The sequence below is a fragment of the Bacteroides sp. 2_2_4 genome (assembly GCF_000157055.1).
Taxonomy (GTDB): domain Bacteria; phylum Bacteroidota; class Bacteroidia; order Bacteroidales; family Bacteroidaceae; genus Bacteroides; species Bacteroides ovatus.
Genome location: NZ_EQ973368.1, coordinates 1 through 20,340 on the forward strand (window position 1 = coordinate 1; position 20,340 = coordinate 20,340).

19 protein-coding genes and 1 pseudogene are annotated in these 20,340 nt (G+C 47.7%); 6 read left to right on the forward strand and 14 right to left on the reverse strand.

Annotation, left to right across the window (positions count from 1 at the left end):
* From BSCG_RS04890 to BSCG_RS04875, 4 genes are all read right to left on the reverse strand, one after another.
* Nucleotides 1-191 (reverse strand): DUF4134 family protein (locus BSCG_RS04890; RefSeq protein WP_008777063.1); only part of this gene is annotated, 191 nt, incomplete at its 3' end.
* Nucleotides 192-336: 145 nt separating this feature from the next.
* A complete protein-coding gene (locus tag BSCG_RS04885; protein WP_008777064.1) occupies nt 337-1,059 on the reverse strand; it encodes a conjugal transfer protein in 723 nt (240 codons plus the stop codon).
* A 12-nt stretch (nt 1,060-1,071) separates the two neighbouring features.
* Entirely contained in the window at nt 1,072-1,434 is a 363-nt protein-coding gene (locus BSCG_RS04880) for a DUF3408 domain-containing protein (protein ID WP_005800212.1), read from the reverse strand.
* Between the two features lie 3 nt (nt 1,435-1,437).
* The gene (locus BSCG_RS04875; protein ID WP_008777065.1) at nt 1,438-2,196 is read right to left on the reverse strand and encodes a ParA family protein; all 759 of its coding nucleotides are present in this window, start codon (nt 2,194-2,196) and stop codon (nt 1,438-1,440) included.
* 187 nt (nt 2,197-2,383) lie between these two features.
* Here BSCG_RS04875 and BSCG_RS30125 point away from each other — a divergent pair, with 187 nt between their 5' ends.
* Nucleotides 2,384-2,545, forward strand: coding sequence for a hypothetical protein (locus BSCG_RS30125; RefSeq protein WP_007667382.1), 162 nt, complete (start codon nt 2,384-2,386; stop codon nt 2,543-2,545).
* A gap of 23 nt (nt 2,546-2,568) precedes the next feature.
* On the opposite strand, the gene BSCG_RS30615 is transcribed toward BSCG_RS30125, so the two are convergent.
* Nucleotides 2,569-2,808, reverse strand: coding sequence for a hypothetical protein (locus BSCG_RS30615; RefSeq protein WP_241762162.1), 240 nt, complete (start codon nt 2,806-2,808; stop codon nt 2,569-2,571).
* Nucleotides 2,809-2,994: 186 nt separating this feature from the next.
* On the opposite strand from BSCG_RS30615, the gene mobA reads away from it, so the two are divergent.
* The 3 genes from mobA to mobC all read left to right on the forward strand — a co-directional run bounded on the left by mobA (nt 2,995) and on the right by mobC (nt 6,701).
* Nucleotides 2,995-3,441 (forward strand): conjugal transfer protein MobA, encoded by a 447-nt coding sequence (gene mobA / locus BSCG_RS30135; RefSeq protein ID WP_005800214.1) that lies wholly within the window; start codon nt 2,995-2,997, stop codon nt 3,439-3,441.
* Nucleotides 3,416-4,642, forward strand: coding sequence for a conjugal transfer protein MobB (mobB, locus tag BSCG_RS04860; RefSeq protein WP_008777068.1), 1,227 nt, complete (start codon nt 3,416-3,418; stop codon nt 4,640-4,642). Before mobA ends, mobB begins: the two co-directional genes overlap by 26 nt.
* A 46-nt stretch (nt 4,643-4,688) precedes the next feature.
* Nucleotides 4,689-6,701 carry a conjugal transfer protein MobC gene (mobC, locus tag BSCG_RS04855; RefSeq protein WP_269111245.1) on the forward strand — a complete coding sequence of 671 codons (2,013 nt, stop codon included), beginning with the start codon at nt 4,689-4,691 and terminating at the stop codon, nt 6,699-6,701.
* Nucleotides 6,702-6,757: 56 nt separating this feature from the next.
* On the opposite strand, the gene BSCG_RS04850 is transcribed toward mobC, so the two are convergent.
* The 8 genes from BSCG_RS04850 to BSCG_RS04815 form a co-directional block, all read right to left on the reverse strand.
* Nucleotides 6,758-7,378 carry an RteC domain-containing protein gene (locus BSCG_RS04850; protein ID WP_005800217.1) on the reverse strand — a complete coding sequence of 207 codons (621 nt, stop codon included), beginning with the start codon at nt 7,376-7,378 and terminating at the stop codon, nt 6,758-6,760.
* Nucleotides 7,379-7,482: 104 nt separating this feature from the next.
* Nucleotides 7,483-8,319: a helix-turn-helix transcriptional regulator gene (locus BSCG_RS04845; protein WP_008777070.1), complete on the reverse strand. Its 837-nt coding sequence runs from the start codon at nt 8,317-8,319 to the stop codon at nt 7,483-7,485.
* 40 nt (nt 8,320-8,359) lie between these two features.
* Complete coding sequence (locus tag BSCG_RS04840) at nt 8,360-8,641, reverse strand: hypothetical protein (protein WP_008777071.1); 282 nt, start codon at nt 8,639-8,641, stop codon at nt 8,360-8,362.
* Nucleotides 8,623-8,991: a hypothetical protein gene (locus tag BSCG_RS04835; protein WP_008777072.1), complete on the reverse strand. Its 369-nt coding sequence runs from the start codon at nt 8,989-8,991 to the stop codon at nt 8,623-8,625. Before BSCG_RS04835 ends, BSCG_RS04840 begins: the two co-directional genes overlap by 19 nt.
* 113 nt (nt 8,992-9,104) lie before the next feature.
* On the reverse strand, nt 9,105-11,771 hold the full coding sequence (locus BSCG_RS04830) for a fimbrillin family protein (RefSeq protein ID WP_008777073.1): 2,667 nt from the start codon (nt 11,769-11,771) through the stop codon (nt 9,105-9,107).
* A gap of 246 nt (nt 11,772-12,017) precedes the next feature.
* Nucleotides 12,018-13,166: a fimbrillin family protein gene (locus BSCG_RS04825; RefSeq protein WP_008777075.1), complete on the reverse strand. Its 1,149-nt coding sequence runs from the start codon at nt 13,164-13,166 to the stop codon at nt 12,018-12,020.
* Nucleotides 13,167-13,268: 102 nt separating this feature from the next.
* A complete protein-coding gene (locus BSCG_RS04820) occupies nt 13,269-14,222 on the reverse strand; it encodes a DUF5119 domain-containing protein (protein ID WP_008777076.1) in 954 nt (317 codons plus the stop codon).
* Nucleotides 14,219-15,514 carry a DUF3575 domain-containing protein gene (locus BSCG_RS04815; RefSeq protein ID WP_032849729.1) on the reverse strand — a complete coding sequence of 432 codons (1,296 nt, stop codon included), beginning with the start codon at nt 15,512-15,514 and terminating at the stop codon, nt 14,219-14,221. The genes BSCG_RS04820 and BSCG_RS04815 overlap by 4 nt, the downstream gene beginning before the upstream one ends.
* 223 nt (nt 15,515-15,737) lie before the next feature.
* On the opposite strand from BSCG_RS04815, the gene BSCG_RS04810 reads away from it, so the two are divergent.
* Nucleotides 15,738-16,616: an AraC family transcriptional regulator gene (locus BSCG_RS04810; RefSeq protein WP_008777079.1), complete on the forward strand. Its 879-nt coding sequence runs from the start codon at nt 15,738-15,740 to the stop codon at nt 16,614-16,616.
* 217 nt (nt 16,617-16,833) lie between these two features.
* Here the strand turns inward: BSCG_RS04810 and BSCG_RS04805 are convergent, their stop codons facing one another.
* Nucleotides 16,834-18,036: a site-specific integrase gene (locus BSCG_RS04805; protein WP_008777080.1), complete on the reverse strand. Its 1,203-nt coding sequence runs from the start codon at nt 18,034-18,036 to the stop codon at nt 16,834-16,836.
* Between the two features lie 282 nt (nt 18,037-18,318).
* On the opposite strand from BSCG_RS04805, the pseudogene BSCG_RS04800 reads away from it, so the two are divergent.
* Nucleotides 18,319-19,483, forward strand: a pseudogene (locus BSCG_RS04800) (clostripain-related cysteine peptidase).
* The last annotated feature ends 857 nt before the right edge of the window (nt 19,484-20,340 follow it).

Genomic DNA, 20,340 nt, shown 5'->3' on the forward strand with positions numbered 1-20,340 from the left:
TTGTACACCTTAATCCCGCCGACCAGACCTACCACAGCTCCGATCGCGTAGCACAATTTCGTTCCCGGATCGAAGTAGCTTGTGACCATTTTCGTCGCTTCCGTGATACCGGCCGATCCATTTCCTTGCGCATAGAGCGAGCCTGTGGCGATTAACATAACCGCCACGAAAACAAGTTGTTTCGTATTCATAAAATAATTGAATTTGAATGTGGGCACGACAGATGGAAAAGTCCGCCGTCCCCCGTTGTTAATTAAATTTATTTGGGTTTCTTCTCGTGAAAAATGAATAGACAAGCTATCCGTAATCTCTTTCCTTCATGTACGTTTTACTTCGTTAAACAATATCACTTATGGAGAAAGTGTCCGGTATGGTTTCTGTCGCCGCTTCGCTGTCCGGGCTGTTCCGTCTGCGGTATGCCGCAAGATGCAGCTCTATCAGCGAGTCGATACGTTCCTCACGCTCCGCATCGCCGAAGGTCAGCTTGTCGAACATCGGCGTGTTGCGCAGTTCAGCCAGTGTCTTTCCGGCCTGAAGCCTTTCCTCTTCACTGGCCGCTTCACCGCTGACCGCCACACGCACCGCCAGTCCCATGTCCTCGAAGCGGATGCCCGTGGCTTGCGGCGTGCATCCCGGCAGGCATCTGTCCTGCTCGTCATCGTCTATCCGAGGATTGTCATCCGCCGGTTCTCCCCGGAACTCCAACGGGACATCCATATCTTCCATCAGTTCAAGATCTTCCGGCAGCGGACTCCCTTCGGCAAACAGCTTGTCCAGTTCCTCGGCAGAAACTATTTTCGGGTACTTTTCCTTCTCCGGTACAAAAATACCTGCTTCGCTTACAGATTTTTCGTTTTCAATTTTTTCGGGCGTTTGTGGCGTGGAGTGGCTAAGGGAAAATGTACTTTTGCCTAAAATCTCGCTCACGTCCACCGTAATCCGGGTAAGGATCTGCCCGGCTTTTTCCGCTCTCTTCCTCCGGCTGTTCCACTCGTGGAAAAGGTAGGCGGCTATCCATAACAGATAGCTACCGATAAGTAAGAATAAGATTGCTGACATGGTTTCCGGGGTTTAAAACAGTTCGGTACTTCGTTTTCTGTATTCCTTCGTGATCTCGTCCTGATAGGCGGCAAAGTGCTGTTCCAGCACATTGTCCACATAGCTGAAAATGGACATCTCGTTGTTCCCGATTGTCTGGACGATCCTCTGAATCCGTTCATGAAACTCCTTACGAAGATAGATTGTCTTGCCAAGCCGTGCGCAGACCGGTGACTCGTGGATGAACAGACGGACATATCCGCTCTCTTCACCGGACTGTCCCTTATTCCCGGCTGCTTGCGCCTGCCCGTCCGCCGGCCGACCTTCCTTGAACGAGGCGACTATGGAGTTCTCGTCAATGTCCGTCAGGTTTATTTTTTTCCGTTCGTTTCCCATAGCCTACTTCCTGATAATGGACAACAGCTCTTCCGTAATCTCTTTCAGGTTGCTGCCTTTGACCAGCGTACCGTCTGCGGGGAACAGCGTGGAACGGAACAATGCCCTATGTTCCCCTGTCAGCTCACGGCAGAACCGTTTGCTGTCCGGCAGGAAGGTCTTCAGCACTTTCAGTCCCAGCTCGCCGATCACCTGTTCATACACCTTGTACAGTTCCGATTTCTCCCGGCCGTCCACCATGTTCCACAGCAGGTACAGCCCTTTGATATTCGTCTTGCCCGTAGCGATCAGCGTGTCATTCAGCCGGCTCGCAAAGCGGAGTGTGCTTTCCATCACCACCCTGTCGGCGGCAATGGGGGAAAAGACATAGTCCATGTTCGCCAGCGTGTTCAACACGCCTGTACTGTTTACCGTGCCCGGCAGGTCGAAGAACACGATGTCTGTTTCCGGCATCTTTTCCAGCAGTTCGTCCGCTTTCGTGACAGCGTCCTCAGCCGTACTCTCCGCTACCGGATAGGCTTTCTTCCTTATCCGTTGCAGTTGTCTGTACGCCATCAGCTTGTAATGCTCGTCCTCCATGACCGTTTTCAGGTCACGTTTTCTCATCTCGGCAATGCTGTGTTGCGGGTAGTCGCAATCCACCACCGCCACATTCATCCCTTTCACATAGTGCAGGTAACTTGCCACCAGCACGGTCAGCGTTGTTTTTCCCGCTCCGCCTTTTTGCGTGGAAAAGGCGATAAAGAGTGTTTCTTTTTCCATGATGCAGTTTGTTTACAAATGATACTTTTGAATCAACGCCGCAAATAAAGAAGGAAAAAGAAGGGAAATTCATGGTTTGGGAACGGCGGGGTTCAAGTGGCCGGCTCCTGACGTGGAATGGCTGACTGAACAGCCAACCGACCGAAGTATTGTCCGTCTGATTGGCCGACCGACGGTCTGACCATACATGACACAATCCGGCGGACTGCATAGCCTGTCGGACAAACAGGAAGATAATCGGTTGCCTAATCATCCCGCCGGACAGACAGCCTTTTATCCGCTTGGTTGGCTGGTCAGCCAGCCGACCGCACCAACGTTGCAACGGCTGACCGTCTGGTTGGTTATCTGACCGGTTGGTCATTCAGTCCGTCATTACGCATCCCATTCAGGCACATCCTCAACCGCTGATTCAGCCATCATCGGCCGCCCGTTTTTCCTCCTGTTCCACCCGTGTGCACAAGTGGCTGCCATTTGGCATAATGTGGCTAATGTTAGTGATATACAACTAATTATACCACTTCCTAACTTTGCGCCATCCAACCGGGAATGGGCAGTTTGCCTTCCGTCGGTCACCAATCCCCGCTTTCCCCGAAAGCGCTCTTTCCTCTCCAAAGAGGAAAGATTTATGTTCGCCAGAACATAGCAAGCTGTGTTTTTTGCAGCACCACTCCGTTTTGCAGCAAAAAACGCTTGCCCTTGCAGGGGGCTGCAATTTGCTCCGAAGTCGCAAATTGTGGGAGGGGGAGCTGACGGAGGCAATTCCACCCGGTGGAATTGTACCACATAAAAAACGTATATATGAACAACGAGAAAAAGCGTCCCCGCACACGGGGAAAAGGGGGCAGGTTACCCAAGCCGAACCCGGCCATCCGCCGTGAGACGGTCAATCTGGACGAAGCCGGCCATGCACGGTTTCTCACCATGTTTGAGCAGTCCGGTCTGTTGTCCAAATCCAAGTTCATCGCAGCACGGATCTTCAACGAAGAGTTCAGGGTGATCCGGACAGACCGTGCCACAATGGAGTATGTAGTCAAGCTCACGGAACTGTTCCGGCAGTTCCGTGCCATAGGAGTGAATTACAATCAGGCAGTCAAGGAATTGCACATCCATTTCACTGAAAAGAAAGCGTTGGCACTGCTCTACAGACTTGAAAAGCTCACCCTTGAACTCGTGGAGCTGAACCGCCGGATTGTCGAACTTTCCCAAAAACTCGCCTCACATGGTAGCCAGGATCAGCGTGGGTAAGAACTTGTACGGCGCACTGGCCTACAATCAGAACAAGGTCGATGAAGGCGGGGCAAAAGTCCTTTCGGCACATCTCCTCCGCTATCCCGAAGACGGGCGCTTCCGTCCGGATGAATCCGTGCGGCAGTTTCTCGAATGGATGCCGAACCATTACCGCACCGAAAAGCCGGTCATACACATCTCCCTCAATCCGCATCCCGACGACGTGCTGACCGACAGCCAGCTGGCGGAAATCGGCAGGGAATACATGCAGCGGCTCGGTTACGGCAACCAGCCGTATCTTGTCTTCAAGCACGAGGACATCGGCCGGCATCATATCCACATCGTTTCCCTGCGTGTCGATAGTGAGGGAAGGAAAGTATCCGACAAGTTCGAGTATCGCCGCAGCAAGGAGATTACCGAACTTCTGGAACAGAAANACGGTCTGCATCCGGCGGAAGGTCAGAAGAAAGGCGAAGAGTGGCAGCTGAAGCCGGTAGATGTTGCCAAAGGGGACATCAAACAGCAGATCGCCTGTACCCTCAAACCCCTGCTCAAGCTTTACAGCTTCCGCACAATGGGCGAACTCCGTGCCCTGCTTTCCCTGTATAATATAGGTGTGGAAGAAGTGAAGGGGGAAATTGGCGGACGCACCTATCACGGCATACTCTATACCGCTTTGGACGGCAACGGCAAAACGGCAGCCAATCCAATAAAATCCTCCCGACTGGGAAGAATGGCCGGTGCGGAGCTGCTGAATAAGAAGATGCGGGAATCCGATGCAAAGATCAAGTCCGATCCGTGCCGTGAACGGCTTCGACCGTTAGTGGCCGACGCTTTGCGCCAGTCCGTGGACGAACGGGATTTCCGTGACCGTCTGGCGAAAGAACAGATAGACTTGGTTCTCCGCCGCAACGAAACCGGTAGGATTTACGGCGTTACCTTTATAGACCACCACAGCCGCACCGTACTCAACGGCTCACGTCTGGGCAAGGAATTCTCGGCGAACATGCTCAACGGACGCTTTCAGAAACAGCCGCCAAATTCCCTGCCGCCACTTCTGCCGCCCGTTCCGTCCGCTGTGGCTTCCGGAAACGGGGAAAAAATTCCGGGAGGGTTGCTTTCCGATATGGAGCCGGAGCTGAACTATGTTCCCCGGCATCCCAAGCTCCTGAAGCCCGACAAGAAGAAACGCCGCCGGCGTTACGGCCGTCAGGACTGAACCCGTATTACATTATTATCAAGACGATAACTTTTTTAAATTCAGTATTATGTCACAAGAAGATGATCTCAGGGGACTGGCGAAAGTCATGGACTTTATGCGTGCCCTCAGCGTATTATTCGTAGTTGTCAATATCTATTGGTTCTGCTATCCGTCCATCCGGGAATGGAACGTCAATATCGGAGTGGTGGACAGGATTCTGCTGAACTTCCAGCGCACGACCGGATTGTTCGGCTCCATCCTTTGGACAAAGCTTTTCTCCGTTACCTTCCTGGCCCTCTCATGTCTGGGAACAAAAGGTGTAAAGGAGGAAAAAATCAAATGGGTACATATCTGGACAGCCCTTTCTGCGGGTGTTGTCCTCTTCTTTTTCAATTGGTGGCTGCTCTGCCTGCCCGTACCGTTAATGGCACGCACCGCTTTTTATATATTCACTTTTGCCGTCGGCTATCTCTGCCTGCTCGCTGCCGGTGTATGGATCTCCCGCCTGCTCAAACAGGACCTTATGGACGATGTGTTCAACAACGAGAACGAAAGTTTCATGCAGGAAACAAGGCTTATCGAAAATGAATATTCCGTAAATCTGCCGACACGGTTCTATTATGGCAAGAAGTGGAACGACGGATGGATCAATGTCGTGAACCCTTTCCGTGCCTCCATCGTGCTGGGAACGCCCGGTTCGGGCAAGTCCTTTGCGGTGGTGAACTCCTACATCAAACAGCAGATAGAGAAAGGCTATGCCGCCTATATCTACGATTTCAAGTTTCCCGACCTCTCCACCATTGCTTACAACCACCTGATCGGTCATTTGGAGGGGTATAAAGTGCCGCCGAAGTTCTATGTCATAAACTTCGACGATCCCTCACGCAGTCACCGCTGCAATCCCCTCAATCCGAAGTTCATGACCGACATCTCCGATGCTTACGAGAGTTCATACAGCATCATGCTCAACCTCAACCGGTCGTGGGCGGCGAAGCAGGGCGATTTCTTCGTCGAGTCGCCCACCATTCTCTTTGCCGCCATTATCTGGTTCCTGCGGGTGTATAAGGACGGCAGGTATTGTACCTTCCCCCATGCCGTCGAGTTCCTTAACAAGCCCTACGAGCAGATTTTTCCCATCATGTCCTCCTATCCCGAACTGGAGAACTACCTCAGCCCCTTCCTCGATGCGTGGCTGGCGGGAGCTGCCGACCAGCTCATGGGCCAGATCGCCAGTGCGAAGATACCCCTGTCCCGCATGATCTCGCCGGCACTCTATTGGGTGATGTCCGCCGACGAGTTCTCTTTGGACATCAACAATCCCGACGAGCCGAAAATCCTCTGCATAGGCAACAATCCCGACCGGCAGGCGATCTACGGTGCTGCGCTCGGACTGTACAACAGCCGTATTGTAAAGATTGTCAACAAGAAGGACAGGTTGAAAAGCTCCATCATCATCGACGAGCTGCCCACCATCTTCATCAAGGGACTGGACAACCTGATAGCCACCGCACGCAGCAACAAGGTCGCCGTGCTGCTCGGCTTTCAGGATTTCAGCCAGCTTATCCGTGACTATACCGACAAGGAGGCAAAGGTGATCATCAACACGGTAGGCAACATATTTTCGGGACAGGTCGTGGGGGAAACGGCCAAAACCCTCAGCGAGAGGTTCGGCAAGATACTTCAGAAACGCCACTCCATCTCCATCAACCGGCAGGACGTTTCCACCTCCATATCCACCCAAATGGACAGTCTCATTCCACCCAGCAAGATCAGCGGACTGACACAGGGGATGTTCGTCGGCTCCGTAGCCGACAACTTCGGGGAGAGGATTGAGCAGAAAATCTTCCACTGCGAGATTGTCGTCGATGCCAAAAAAATAGCCGAAGAGGAAAAGGCATATCAGAAGATACCCGTTATCACCGGCTTCGTGGACGATGAAGGGGTGGATCACATGAAGGAAATGGTACAGGAGAACTACAACCGGATCAAGGAGGATGTCAGACGGATCGTGGCCGACGAGCTGGAGCGCATCGCCGCAGATCCCAACCTCAGACATCTTCTGGAACTGAACAAATAACCGTAAATGCAAGGCCTTCACACACGTGGAGAACCGTGTGTGAAAGGGTCCGCATTTCATCGGTTGCGTCTCCTGTGCCCCTCGTCATCGTCTTCCATCCGTTTGAGCAGAACTTCACGCAGGCGGTCGATGAAGTAGGTTCTGTCTCCCGCCTTACGCCGCCGCATCCGCGCGTAGTAGCTCGAGGCATTCTTCACGTTCACCCCCAGCACATGGCAGACGTATTCCACCACACGCCCGAGTGTCACCTCACCGCCGTTGAACATCTTCAGCTCGTGGCAGGCATACAGCAGTTCCATCAGGCAGATGACCTCTGCCGTCCAGCAGACGGGGGGATCACCCTCTGTAGTCGGCAGACCTGCCGGAGCGATGGCGGAACCGGACTTATGAATGAACCTGCATCTGTCCAGCAGACCTTTCAGGTACTCCAGCGTACCAATGATATAGGCATAGCAGGGCAAGTGCTCTTTTTGTGCTGTGCGGTAATGCTCACGCAGAATGACCAGTTTGCAACTTAGATATTGCAGCTGGAAAAAGACGAGCGTAACATCCTTTTCCACACGTTGCAGCTCATAGACCTCACGGATGAACTCGGTGTTGGCGTTTGCCAGTGTATTCCTGTCACTCTCTTCTCGCTCCAGTAACAGGAAATAGGGGATAAAAGTAAACAGTTCCATGCTGTTCGGGATTTTAATTAAACACCGGCAAGATAGCGAAACGAGCACTGATAGCCGTTACGCTTTTTATTTGAAATAAGCTCTACATCAAGCCTGATGAATTTTTATTTGCTCCGCCACCGGTGAGCCAGTGCCTGCTTCAGCCTCCCCGGAGTGCATCCCATGTTTCTTTTACAGAATTCACACAGACGGCTTGCTGATGAAAATCCGTTCCTCTCCGATATTTCTCCCAGTGAAAGTCCATGATTATATTTTATATCCAGACATATGCGTTTTATTCGCCGATTCCTTAGCCAACGTCCCGGGGGCAACCCGTAAACAGACAGAAACCTGTTTCTGAAGGCCGAATAACTCATACGGCACAGCAGGGAGAGTGTACCGACGGAATACACGCCGGGGCTGTAAAAAATCACTTTCAGACGAAATACGGCGACGGACAATATCCTCAACCGCCTTTCTGCGAACTGAAAGTCCAGTTCACTGACACAAGTGGAATATCCCCGGAGCTGTTTCCTCCGTTCCAGATAGAAGTACAGACAAACCTCCCTGCAAATATCATGCAGGGAAACAGATGGGCCTATAGCATACAAAATCTCACAAAGCCAAAGCATTTCCTCCGTGCGTCCCCTCTTGCGGCATGGCAGGACGGCATTTACCCACAACCTGCACAAAACATCCCTGTCCCGTGAAAGGAAGAGCAATACCAGAACGGCCCTGTATGCAGGACAAGCCATGCCGGGGAGTTCCGGCAGCATCTCCAGCACACGGAGCACATGCCCGCAAAGTTCAGAGTTCCCTGCGTACCTTCCCAACACGAGCAGCCTCTTTATCTTCTTCGTCCGGGAGAGTCTTCTCACATCATTGCAAAACAGGCTGACCATCTCTTTCTGCCCATCCTGCGCATGCTTTCTGAACAGTTCCAGAAGATCAGGCTCCGCCATTCCCGCCCATACCCGTTTACTTCATACCGTGCCTTATCATTCACAGCACACCCATTATTCTGATACAATCGTCATCAACCAGACACGGGTATTGCGCCAGTCGTTCCAGCACCGGTTCCAATGCGAATCCCTGTATAATTCTGTGACGTTTGCTGTCACTACAAAACACACTTTCCATCTCCATTTCAGGAAAGTAACACAGAAGATGGGCGGCAGAGGCGTCAAAAGCCACAGGGCCGTCCTCGTGAAGAAAAATGTAAATATCCGACACATTTGCACTTTCCATTCCCTTGATCAGATCTGTTATCTCCATCTTGCACATTTTATAATATTTTTACATTCTGAATGCTCCGATGAAAGTTCCTGTTTCCATTCTTCAAACCTCTGTCCGTCTATAGGTTTTAACGTTCGCAACACAAAACGGTCAGGCATAGTCTCCATATGCTCCAAAGAACCTATATACTTTTGTTCATGCTTACATGGAAATCCCACTGAAACTATCTCACCGCCACCGAGTGACTTTAACCTTCTTTTTATAGCCTTCAAAGGCTTGATCTGCGTACAGACAGCGTAAGCAGACTTTTCATAAGCTTTCCAGAAAAGCCCCTCACGATAAAGAATGATACTTCCGTTATTACCTGCTTCAGCTTCTATAAAATCCTTGCTGGTCATAATTATTTAATTTTAATATCTATAAAAATCGACCGGCTTCGCCGGTACTATCCCTACGGCCTTAAAGCCGTAGGGAAAATAATCCAATGAAACGGATACGGTCGCTACGCTCCCTATTCTTGGGAAGAACGCACCCCAAACAGGCACCCCCGATCGTAGTCGCCCAACGGGAACACGGTAGACGAGTCGAAGAACAGCTGGTAAGAGGAGCCCTGGGAGTACGGACCCGCCGACCAACAGTAGCCGTAGTTGCCAACGTCGACTATCGTCCCGTCATTGTAAATGTCGCGAATCCCCGACGCAGGGAAGAAGATGGTTTTATTTTTTGAGGAGTCAGTGTAAAAATTCCATCCCCTCAAGGAGCTGTCCCACTCTCCGTTGACTAGAGAAGGTTCAGTTACATAATCCCCGATTGTTGTGAATCCCGTAAAAGCAGCACTGAAGGGAAGTTTGAAGCCCACAGGAGAGGGATCATAAATCGTTTTTATGACATTTTCGTTACTGGCAGTATAAACTTGGTTATCGGCACTCCATAGATTTGCATATACATTATCGCCATAAGATTGACTCTGAATCACATCCGGTTTGAGAATACAATTCATGATACAATTGGAGCCGATAGAAAAGTTTTCCGTTTTAGGACTTTCCGTGTGAGCATTGCCGTCTTTGTCGTACCAGGTTTTATTGGTATTGGACAATCCGTTCGTAGGTAGGAACGGATCTTTACGACCCCATTGATAATAGGGGTGATTACTACCCATAGCGATTGAATTCGAGGCTTGTTTGATGATCACTTCCTTGCTTGCGTCTCCGGCAGTGAATTTCACCTTGCAACTACGCTCTGCATAAGTTTCGGTACGACCATCGCACCAGCCGAGATTAACGGGCATAAATTTACATTTATAGCTTTGGTGATTGGTTACCTCGATGGTTTGGCCGATATTTTCATCGGTAACCCAGATATGCCAGGACCAGAGGATGGCATCACTCGCATCCTTGATGGCGATGACGGCATTGCCCTGCCGGATAGTCGAAGCATGCACTTGGAAGGATATGTAATTCTCGGGATTAACGAATTGTTGCATTTTGGAATTATTGTATTGTACATTGGAAATCAAATCCGGTGCGTCCTGCCATAACAATTCGGCCTTGGCAGGAACACAACCGGAATTCTCTTTTATGTAAGGGCTGGTGATTGGATTGCCCGTATGGTTGATGAAAGATGTCAGAATAGAAACTCCTGTTTTATTGGAGGTATATGCAGAAGTGTTGGTCGTACCATTTTTGATGGCATTTCCATATACCAAAGGAAAACAGTAGAATCCCGAAGCACTGACAACGTAGCAGTTGGCGGTGTTCTCATCCGTTGAACCGCCATTAGTCTGGTTGGCGAGGTTATGGTGATAAATTACATCACCACATGCTGGGTTATCCCTTAACTTTTGCGCATGGGGGTCATTACTCGTCTTAATCTGTGCGCTGACAGTTGCATTGTATGATTGTGAAGTTTCTCCACCGGCTCCGGATGGGGTGAAACCGGTCAGCCAAGTGGGTGGGGTATCTGTCCATGGTCCGCCGTACTCCGAAAACTGTGCCTTCCATTGGGCGGGTTGCTTATCCCCTTTGGAGTTATGCTTGTAGCTGGTGACACTGTATTGTTGTGTACCGCCGCTATAGGTGAAGTCCCCTGGCATGCTGACGCTAAGCTCGTATGTCCAGTTTATGGAGCTGTTGGAGATCTTATAAGTGACAGTCTTTCCAATAGGCCAGACCATGCCCTTGATGTCAGCGGTTAGCGTGTGGTCGACGCTGGAATTGTCAGTGAATACCACTTCAAGTTGTGCACCATCCGGAAGAGTCTGCGGAACCATCATGAAGGTCTGTGCATCGGTAGTAAGAACTTCGCCAGTAGTTCCAGTAGTGGATTTATTCAATGTCTGCGAGAAAGTGGTAGGAGTTTCTACATTGCTCCATGACTGTGTTCCCATATTGTAAGTCCCCTTGGAATAAACATTTTTCAAACTGACGCTCTTTACGGTACCTCCCTGCATGTCAGCTCCGCACACGAACCTGATGGCGGTCAGGGCATGCCTGAAGGTGAGCGGCACGGCAGTGTTGGTGTTGCCGGACAGTTCATTCGTCTTTGCCACGAGAAGGTCTTCCTGCTCATTGACATCGACCGGAACGGTCACACTGATGACAGGAGAACCGGCATATGCGCTGCCGGAAAGCACATAATGCCCGTTGTCTTTCGGAGCGTATGCGAAGAACCTCATTTTGTATGAAGCCCCGGGCCAATAATAGGCGGAGGAAAGGACATAGTCACTGCCGGACTTGCTGGCAGTGGCATTATAGAAGTAGTCGGGGGTTCTGCTTTCGCTCCACGAACCAGTGTAGGAGTAAGCGGAGACACCGAAACTGTTGTACATATTGTCATTCTTGATGGGAGTGGCACGGGTAAGAGCTGCCCTCTTCGGACGATCGTCCGAAGAGGGTGAAGCAATGCTGTCTGTGTAAAGCGTGTGCAGGTAAAGAGGAGTGCTGCCTCCCTGCAGGGCGATGACAGTACCTTGCGGAACATCAGCATCGGTAGTGGAACGGGTTGACGGAGTCCAGGAGGAGCTGATCTCGGAGGTGAAAGATACATGCGGGGAAAGTGAAGGACGATCCATGTCATCCTCACAAGAGAAAAGGCAAATACTGCCCGAAACAAGCGCCGAAAACAGATGACGCCAAAAGGCGTACCTGCCGGGAAATGATGTAAAACGGGAAAATTTCATATCTGTTACTTTAATGAATTAATCGTACCGGTAATAAAAATCATACAAACGTTAAAAAAGGATTTCCGACATGGATACCCCTTGAAAGAAAATGTCCGGAATACCTCTGGTAAAAGTGTCTGGAAAGGAACAGACAGGGTGAAGATAGTAAAATCCGGCCCTGTCCCTCGCGGGGTAATGCAAGTCCAATCCCGTCCAGACTGATTGTTAAATTACAATCAAAAATGAAACAAAATACTTTAGATTTTACATCGCGCCATCTACCGGCTGGTCGGTCCACTTGTCAACAGTTACAGTAAACTTGATGGGGTTGCCCAGAACAGGGTCACCACCTTTACCACCGGGTATCGGCTCCGGATCAATGGTCGGATCGGTGGGTTTCGTCGGATCAGTGGGGGTCGGATCAATCTTACCAGCACCACCGCCGTTGCCGCAGAAGTTCAGCGTGTAGGTATATTTCTTACCAGGTTCCCAGTTGGTGTTGATACCTACGGCAGAGAATGCGTATTTGCCGTCCTTGGCATCACCTGCTACCGGTTGCGGGTAAAGCAGTGTTTCATTGGTGCCGTCCAGGCTGTATATGCGACAGAGCACGGACAGGTAAGCACCAATAGTTGCAGTAGTACCGTCCCATGCCGTTAGCTGCTGTGGAATAAGCATGAAGTTGTCGTCACCGAACATGATGCTTTGGGCATTAGTTGTCAGGGTGACGGACGCCCCTCCCTTGATCATGTAGGCCTTTGTAGGATCGTCTTTTTCACTCCAGTTAGACCATTGGCTTTGCTGCAGGACATAGCTGGAGTTGGTTTCCGTTTCCGGAAAGGCAAAATCGGCCTTTGTGGCGGCATTCACCAGTTTAACGCCTATGATCTCAATCTTTATCTTGTTATTGGAACATTTGGCCTTGACCTCGATCTGGGAGAGGGCGTGCTTGAAGTTCATGGCAACACCGGAACCCTCGTTGACAGCCTTAGTTCCCGTATTGTAAGAGATCACAAGATCATTTTGATTTGCAACGGCCTGTGCGGGAGAGAAATCGGTTATCTTCTTTGACGCATTGTTTATACTCACTGTGCCGGTGGGACCTTGGGGAGCATAGGCGAAGAAGGCAAGCTCATAACCCAGCCAGTAGTAAGTGGAAGCGGTTGTCCAGTTTACACCGTTATCAGGAGAACTGACACCCAGGTCCGTGAAATAATTCTTGCCATCACCGATGGCGGTCACATTGAATGCCGCCAGATTCTGCAGGCTTGTTACATTGGTACGGGTAACGGCCCTGTCCAAAGAAGCACGGAAGGAAATGCCGCCGCCATTGTTCACGTCAACGACATCATCGTTGGAACAAGAGGCCAACGCTGTTACAGCCATAGCTGCGAATAAAAGATTCTTTTTCATACAGTAAAAAATTAAAATTAAAATAAAAAAAAATATATTAAACAGATAAACTATTCATTCTTTACCTCCGTATCGTGAGGCATGGAGAGCACGGTCCGCAAATCACATGGGAACATCCACGTCAACGTTCTGCCACTCGTCAACCGTGGGATGAAAGCCTCCGCCGTTAACAATGGGCTTGGGCAGGGGAAGGCCGTCCAGCATGATATGGACATCACGGGGATCGGGGGCACCGTCAACCTGCCAGGTCACGTCAAACGTGTAGTAATTCCTGCTTCCGTCAGACATGATCACGTAGATGACCAGCTTGTGTACAGGATCTTCCGGACCGGTCTGCCCGAAAACCAGAAAGTCGGCCGTCAGGGTGGAGGTACCGTCGGAAACAACCCCGAAAGGTACGGTCACGGGATCGGACGTAAGTTCGTTGCGACCGACAAGCATTCCTCCGGACATACCGGTAAGGGCACCGGAGACACCGTCAGGAGAAATATATTTTAGATTGGACACATTCGTAATCGTAACCCGGTAACGGCATACGGAGAGTGCGGGATAGAGGGTTACCGTTTGGCTCTCTTTGGAGGGTTCAATCACAAGGTCGTAAAGACGGTCGCTGTAAAGACGGTCCGGAGACCCGGCGATACGCTCTCCCGAGGTGCCTTCCGCACGGGGAGCCGGAGAGCCCCCCACGTTCAGGACACCTTCGGGGGCATAGGCCTCAAAGCCGTCGAACGAGTCGGTGTTCCGGTAAAGCACGGACTCCGTGTCGGAGTTGACGCACAGCGCCTTGTAACGACCGGCAGGTACGTTGACATGACCTCCACGGTAATCGATGAATTCGTATGTCCGTGGTCTACCTCCATCTATAGGGAACAAGTAAAGGCGCATGGTCTCAGGAGTTGCGTCAGAAGCATTCTTCCAATCGAAAACAACCTGTATTTTAGTGTTATGGTAATGATCATAACACAGATCCTTGTGCTCGCAGGAGGTCAATGACAAGACCGCCAAAACAGCGGCGGCCAGCAATACATGGTTCATACGTTCCAACATCCTGTTCATTGTCCGCCTCCTTTCTTGTCATTATAATTGCCACGTCCCAGAAGCCACACGAGCGAGACCTCCGCTTTCGTCGGCCCGAACCAACGACGCCGCCTGGTCTCTCTCCAGACATACTGATCGCCATCGGGAACGTATGTATGGTATTCGCCGCCCCAGTAGCCCGCGCCGATGACGAAATCCAGGTTCAGACGACGGCCCACGGGCAACGAATAACCGTACTCCACACCCACGGCGTAATTGCATTTTTCCCAGAGGGAGCCACCCGGCTTGCCGCCCATGTAGCCTTTTCCTCCTGTCTCGAAATCGTACGTGAACAACTGCCCGTAAAAGCCCAGATGGTGTCCTGTAAGCGGTTTTTCCGCCGCGCGGCGGCCGAAATATTTGCGTACGTCCAGCTCCCCGCCGTAGAGGCGCCAGTAATTATGGCGCTTATTGCTGTTCCACCAGGCGTACATCCAGTTGCCACCGACTGCCCAGCCCTTGCCCAGGTAGAGCTCTACACCGATATTCGGGACGAGAAGAGCATCGTAGAGCAGGTTTGTCTTGAGTCCCATGTAGAAAGCTTTGGGAACATCGGCAACGGGAACGGCTGCCTGTACCGTGTCGCGGATGACGACGGTCCTTTCAATGGTATCACGGACGACGACGGTATCCCTTGGTTCCGCCTGTCGGGGCAGAACGACAGTGTCCCCGTCCATCCCTTTGGAGACCGGTTCGAACTCGCATTCGATTACGGAACAATTACGCAGTTCCGGAAAGAAATGTTCTGCCATATAATGCCATACGCGGCCGCCGCGCAGATTCATCAGCTGCCGCTTGCGGGAATCGACGACGGCACCGTTACGGGTCACCCACTCGGGAGTGTCACGAAGGATACGGAGGGCCTCCTCGCGGTAGGGCATGTCGGAAGCCTTGACAAGCGAGGCAAGCCCCTCCCAGTCATTCCCCGAAGAGGTGCATACGAATACCGAATCGGGGACGGGAAGGCGTTCCAGGATAAGGCCCCGCAAGGACGCGAGCCGTTCATCGGACAGGCGCCTGTTTGAAGCGGAATTGCCCTCGGGCGACGATCCCGAGCGCATACTGATACGGCGCAGCACGGAATGGGCCTGCCGGGAACGGATGCCCGAGAGAAGCGAGTCCAGACGGACACCGTTGTCCCGGTAGGAAAGATCCGGTGTGGAACTGCCCACGGGAAAGTAGAGCCGGTAATGCAGGGTATCACCGCAGCAAAAGGCCGGACAGAAAATACCGAGGAACAGGGTCAAAACAAAAATTCTTTTTAAATCCATCTGCAAATTAAAGATCAATAAATTATTACTTAAAAACCAAGCGATAGTTTCCACTCTCCATGACAGAGAGTGGAAAAAAGAATAAAATAGCGTAAATAGAGCTCAAAAAGGGGACTTTGTATAAATAAGATGAAAAAAAGATTGGATATAGAACATGTATAAAAGATAAATACGCAGATAAACAATAACATAACTTTATATTTTTTACTAAATGACAGAAACAATGCGAATATTATATTTGAAAGGGGATACCCCCTGTTACAATTATCCAAAATGCATCCGGGAAGGATTTTCATATTACAAATTTTGTAAAATAGAAATGGATGAAGATCCCAATGAGACTGATTGTATTTGGTTTGTAACGGAAGGAGAACTGGAGGTATCCTGCAACGGAGAAAAAACAAAGATTTTGGCCGGTAATATGATTTGTTTCAGCAGGGGAAGCATATGCAGGATATTCTCACGGGGAAAAGCGACTGTTGTCATTGCACAATTTGACAACATCGTCCAAAGTTGTGAAAAGATATTATTCTCACAGCTTAACAGTCTGAGTTTCCCGGGTGAAAAAGCAATATATCCACTTGAAATTAGAACCAGATTACAAATGTTTCTCAAGCTTTTAATAGGCTATCTGGAGGATGGGGCCAATTGCGTTCATTTTCATGAAACAAAGCTGAAAGAGCTGTTCTGGAACATACAGTTTTATTATACTAAAACGGAACAAGTTTCCTTTTTCCGTCCTATATTGGGGAATGAGCATGAATTCAAAAAGAAGGTGCTTGATAATTACAGAAATGCCAGGACAGTAAAGGAACTTGCCCGCCTATGCGGAAGTTCTCTTTCTACTTTTAACAGGAAATTTTTAAAAGAGTTCAGAGAGCCTGCGAGTGAGTGGTTGCAGAAACAAATAAACACTATTATTAAATATAAATTAGCTGATGAGGATATACCGATAGGGAATATAGCTGATGAATTACATTTTTCTTCACATGCCCAATTTTGTAGATACTGTAAAAGGAACTTCGGATATACTCCCGGAGAATGGAGAAAACTACTGAAAAATAGTGATAAAACTCCAGAGAAGCTATCCGGAAGAATGTAATTGAGTGAAAAAGATAAAAAACAGACTTGTTATGATAATTATAGTTAATTGACATCTGTCTAACTTTGCGACCGAAATTTCAATGTTGTCATAACATTGTTTTTTGCAAATAAAAACAGTCTATTAATAGGCTTTCCACTCTCTGTCATGGAGAATACAAGAGCATGCTTGCAAATATATCATATCCCCAATTAAATAGGACACCATAACTATAAAATTAACATATATTATCTGCTATGTGATTATTCACTTCGTCCAGTACCGACCGGTCAAGTTCCTTCAGATAAATTCTGGTCACTTTCTCCGAAGAATGCCCCAAACATTCACTGATGGTATGAAGCGGGGTACCGTTTTCACGGGCCATTGTTGCCCAGCAGTGACGGGCAGCATGCAGACGCAAAGGAATATTTATATCGATTCTTTCGGAAATCTTTTTCAGTGTATACCTTATCTTGTTATAAGCTTTTTTATACCCCGAATAAGGAGTTTCAGATTCATCAACCAGAGGGAAAAGATAGTCACCGGAAGTATCTCCATACCTTTCCAGCAAACTCTGTATCTGCCGGTTAATACCTATTTCAAGCAACTGACCGGTCTTCTGCCTTCTATAGCGGATTACCCCGGGAAAAATATCGCTCTTTTTTAGAAAAGCAATATCTACGAATGACATTCCGCGAGTATAGATACTGAACATAAAAACATCTCTGGCCAAGCATTCCGGTGTTCCGACTGAAAGTGACAGGTTGGCAAGAGACTTCACCTGCTTCATAGGAAGACTTTGTTTGACGGTCTTTTCAGACCGGATTCTGATATTGCAAAAAGGTGAAGGAAATACCAGATTCAATTCAAGACATCCACGCCTGTACACCGCTTTCATATTATGTAAATAAAACCCTATCGTATTCTTGCCCACACCGGCCTCCAGGAGAGTATCACGATACTTAATGACAAGGCGGGAAGAAAGATGTGCAAATGGAAAATCAGTCTTACACAAATGTTTTTGCATGGAATGCAGGGTCGCCTCATACGCTTTTGCCGTCCCTTCATGCCCGGTGTCGAAAAGCACACGGATTCTCTCACGGAAATAGCTGTAAAAACCCACTTTGCCAGTCAGGGTTTCATAGACTCTGGATATATCACATGTCGTATATTCATTACCCTCCCTTTCCAATATGCCTATGGCTTTATCCAAGATTTTACAAATTTTCCGGCATGTACGGTTCATGCGTCGGACAGTTTCCATGGTATATACACCATTAAAGAGTACTCGTCCGCTAAAAGAATCAAACTCACAGGGGGTAATGCTGTATCCTGTATAAAAAACTTTCTTTTTCCGTTTATGAAGGACCTGCACAGCCAATGGATAGGCCCCGCGACTATTACACCGCCCCTTTACTAATACCGTTTTTACTGTTGCCATAACTATAAATACATTACAAATGATTATACGAATTAACTGTTTGCATAAAAAAATGCAAAAATCGCATGAAAGAAGCAAAACAGCAAACAAAACACCATATGAATCGAATTGGGTAAGTTGATATTTTATCAACAATGTTAACTGTATTAAAATATGTTTCCAGGTAGAATTGCAACAATTTGAAACAAGCTATTACTGTTTTCGACTTAAATTTCTAAATTTGCAGTCACAAAAGATTTTTGGCAGAATAAAAGTGAGTATAAAATTATAAATAAAAGTTATATGGGAATCAAGAATCTAATAACACTCTTATCTTTTTTATTCGTCTTATTCTCCTGCGAAAAAGAAGAATTTGAGCCGGAAATTAATCAAAGAACCACCTTTATGTATTTCCCATGGTCCGAGGATTTAATAGACTATTTCTATAACAATATTTCTGATATGGAATATGCCATAAAAGAAACAGGCTTGAAGAATGAAAGAGTGATTGTTTTTCTTTCTACAAGTCCCATCAAAGCCCAAATGTTTGAAATTATTCTTTCAAAATGGAAATTGTATCCATTCCATTTTGAAAGAATACGAAAATCCCCAATTTACCATAGAACCTGTATTAACAGATATTCTCAATGATATGAAGACATTTGCCCCGGCAAAGTCCTATTCCATGATTATAGGTTGCCATGGTATGGGATGGCTGCCTGTTAATGGCAGCAAGTCAAGAATGTTGCAGGATTTCAGGCATCACTGGGAATACAAGAATGTACCTCAAACACGTTTCTTTGGCGGGCTATCCGCCGAATACCAAACAGATATAAAAACCCTTTCCAACAGTATAAAAAATAGTGGATTATCTATGGAATATATCTTATTCGACGATTGCTATATGTCCTCCTTAGAGACTGCGTACGAGCTACGTCATATAACAGATTACATAATAGCTTGCCCCACGGAAATAATGGCATTCGGCATGCCTTATTCCACAATGGGAAAACATCTTTTATCAAGAGAACCAAATTATAAGGCGGCATGTGATGCTTTCCATCAATTTTATTCCACCTATCAATATCCTTATGGAACTTTAGCCGTAACAAACTGTAGCGAATTAGATAATTTGGCGGCACTGATGAAACGAATAAACCAACAATACATATTTGATAATACCCAAGAAGGCTTTGTACAGCCTATGGATGGATACAGTCCTGTTATTTTTTACGATTACGGGGATTATGTAAAAGTATTATGTAAAAACGACAGCACTCTGCTGTTACAATTTTCTGAAACTTTAAATAAAGTAGTTCCTTACAAAACACACACAGAAAAATATTACTCAGCAAGCCGTGGTGCAGTGCCAATAAATTCATATTCTGGAATAACAACATCTGAACCAAGCCATAATGTTAAAGCAAATGATTATAATCAAACGCTATGGTATCAGGATACTCATTAAAATTATTCCCGGCATCTCGTCAACTACATAAACTATTATAGTGATAAAATGACAAAGTGGATAATCCACCAAAAAAATAATATTTTTTCTTATTTACCGAAAACCAGCCAACAAATCATAAACTATTTGTCTGGGGCACAAAGATCAAAAATACAGTACGAGCAAACCGAATAGAGGATCTTTGTGCCCCGGAGGATGAAACCTTCCCTTACAAATTGGCATGTGGAGTTAGCTCTATGGAGGAAAATAGAAAAATACGAGATTCGGCTTTGGAGAATCTTCCCCATGTGTGAGATACAAAATTTATTTCGAATGCAGAGGCACACTACCCGCCAATATCTTCCTAAACACTCTATTTGCCGTCTAAACGTCCAATTGATTGATCAATCAATATTGATATGCTTCCGAAAGAAAAACGTTTCAAAATTTCATATTTTCAGAAAAGCTGGTATTTTTGCCTGTGAAAAAGTTTTCCAATAGTAATGCAACGCAAAATGATAAAAATAGGACGGTCGCTAAAACATTACTTTTTTCTATAATCCGATACTAAAACAACAAATATTCAAATAGTTGAATAAATCAATCACTGTTTGAAATAAAAAGTTGTATAAATAAAAAGGCAGAAAAGTTGTGAGAATCCCCCATTGGTCAATAATTAAATACAGACAAAGCAACAATAGCTATCCCCAAAATTATAGTATGGTATTACCCTGATAAATAAGGCAAGGATATATTTGCTGTTGTTTAAGCATTTATTCTATTAACTATTCTTAGTTTTATCTCGAAGGAAAACATTTCATGACTCCCGGAAAAGTCACAATATCAAAAAAAGCTGGCCGATACCCATGGGATACTTT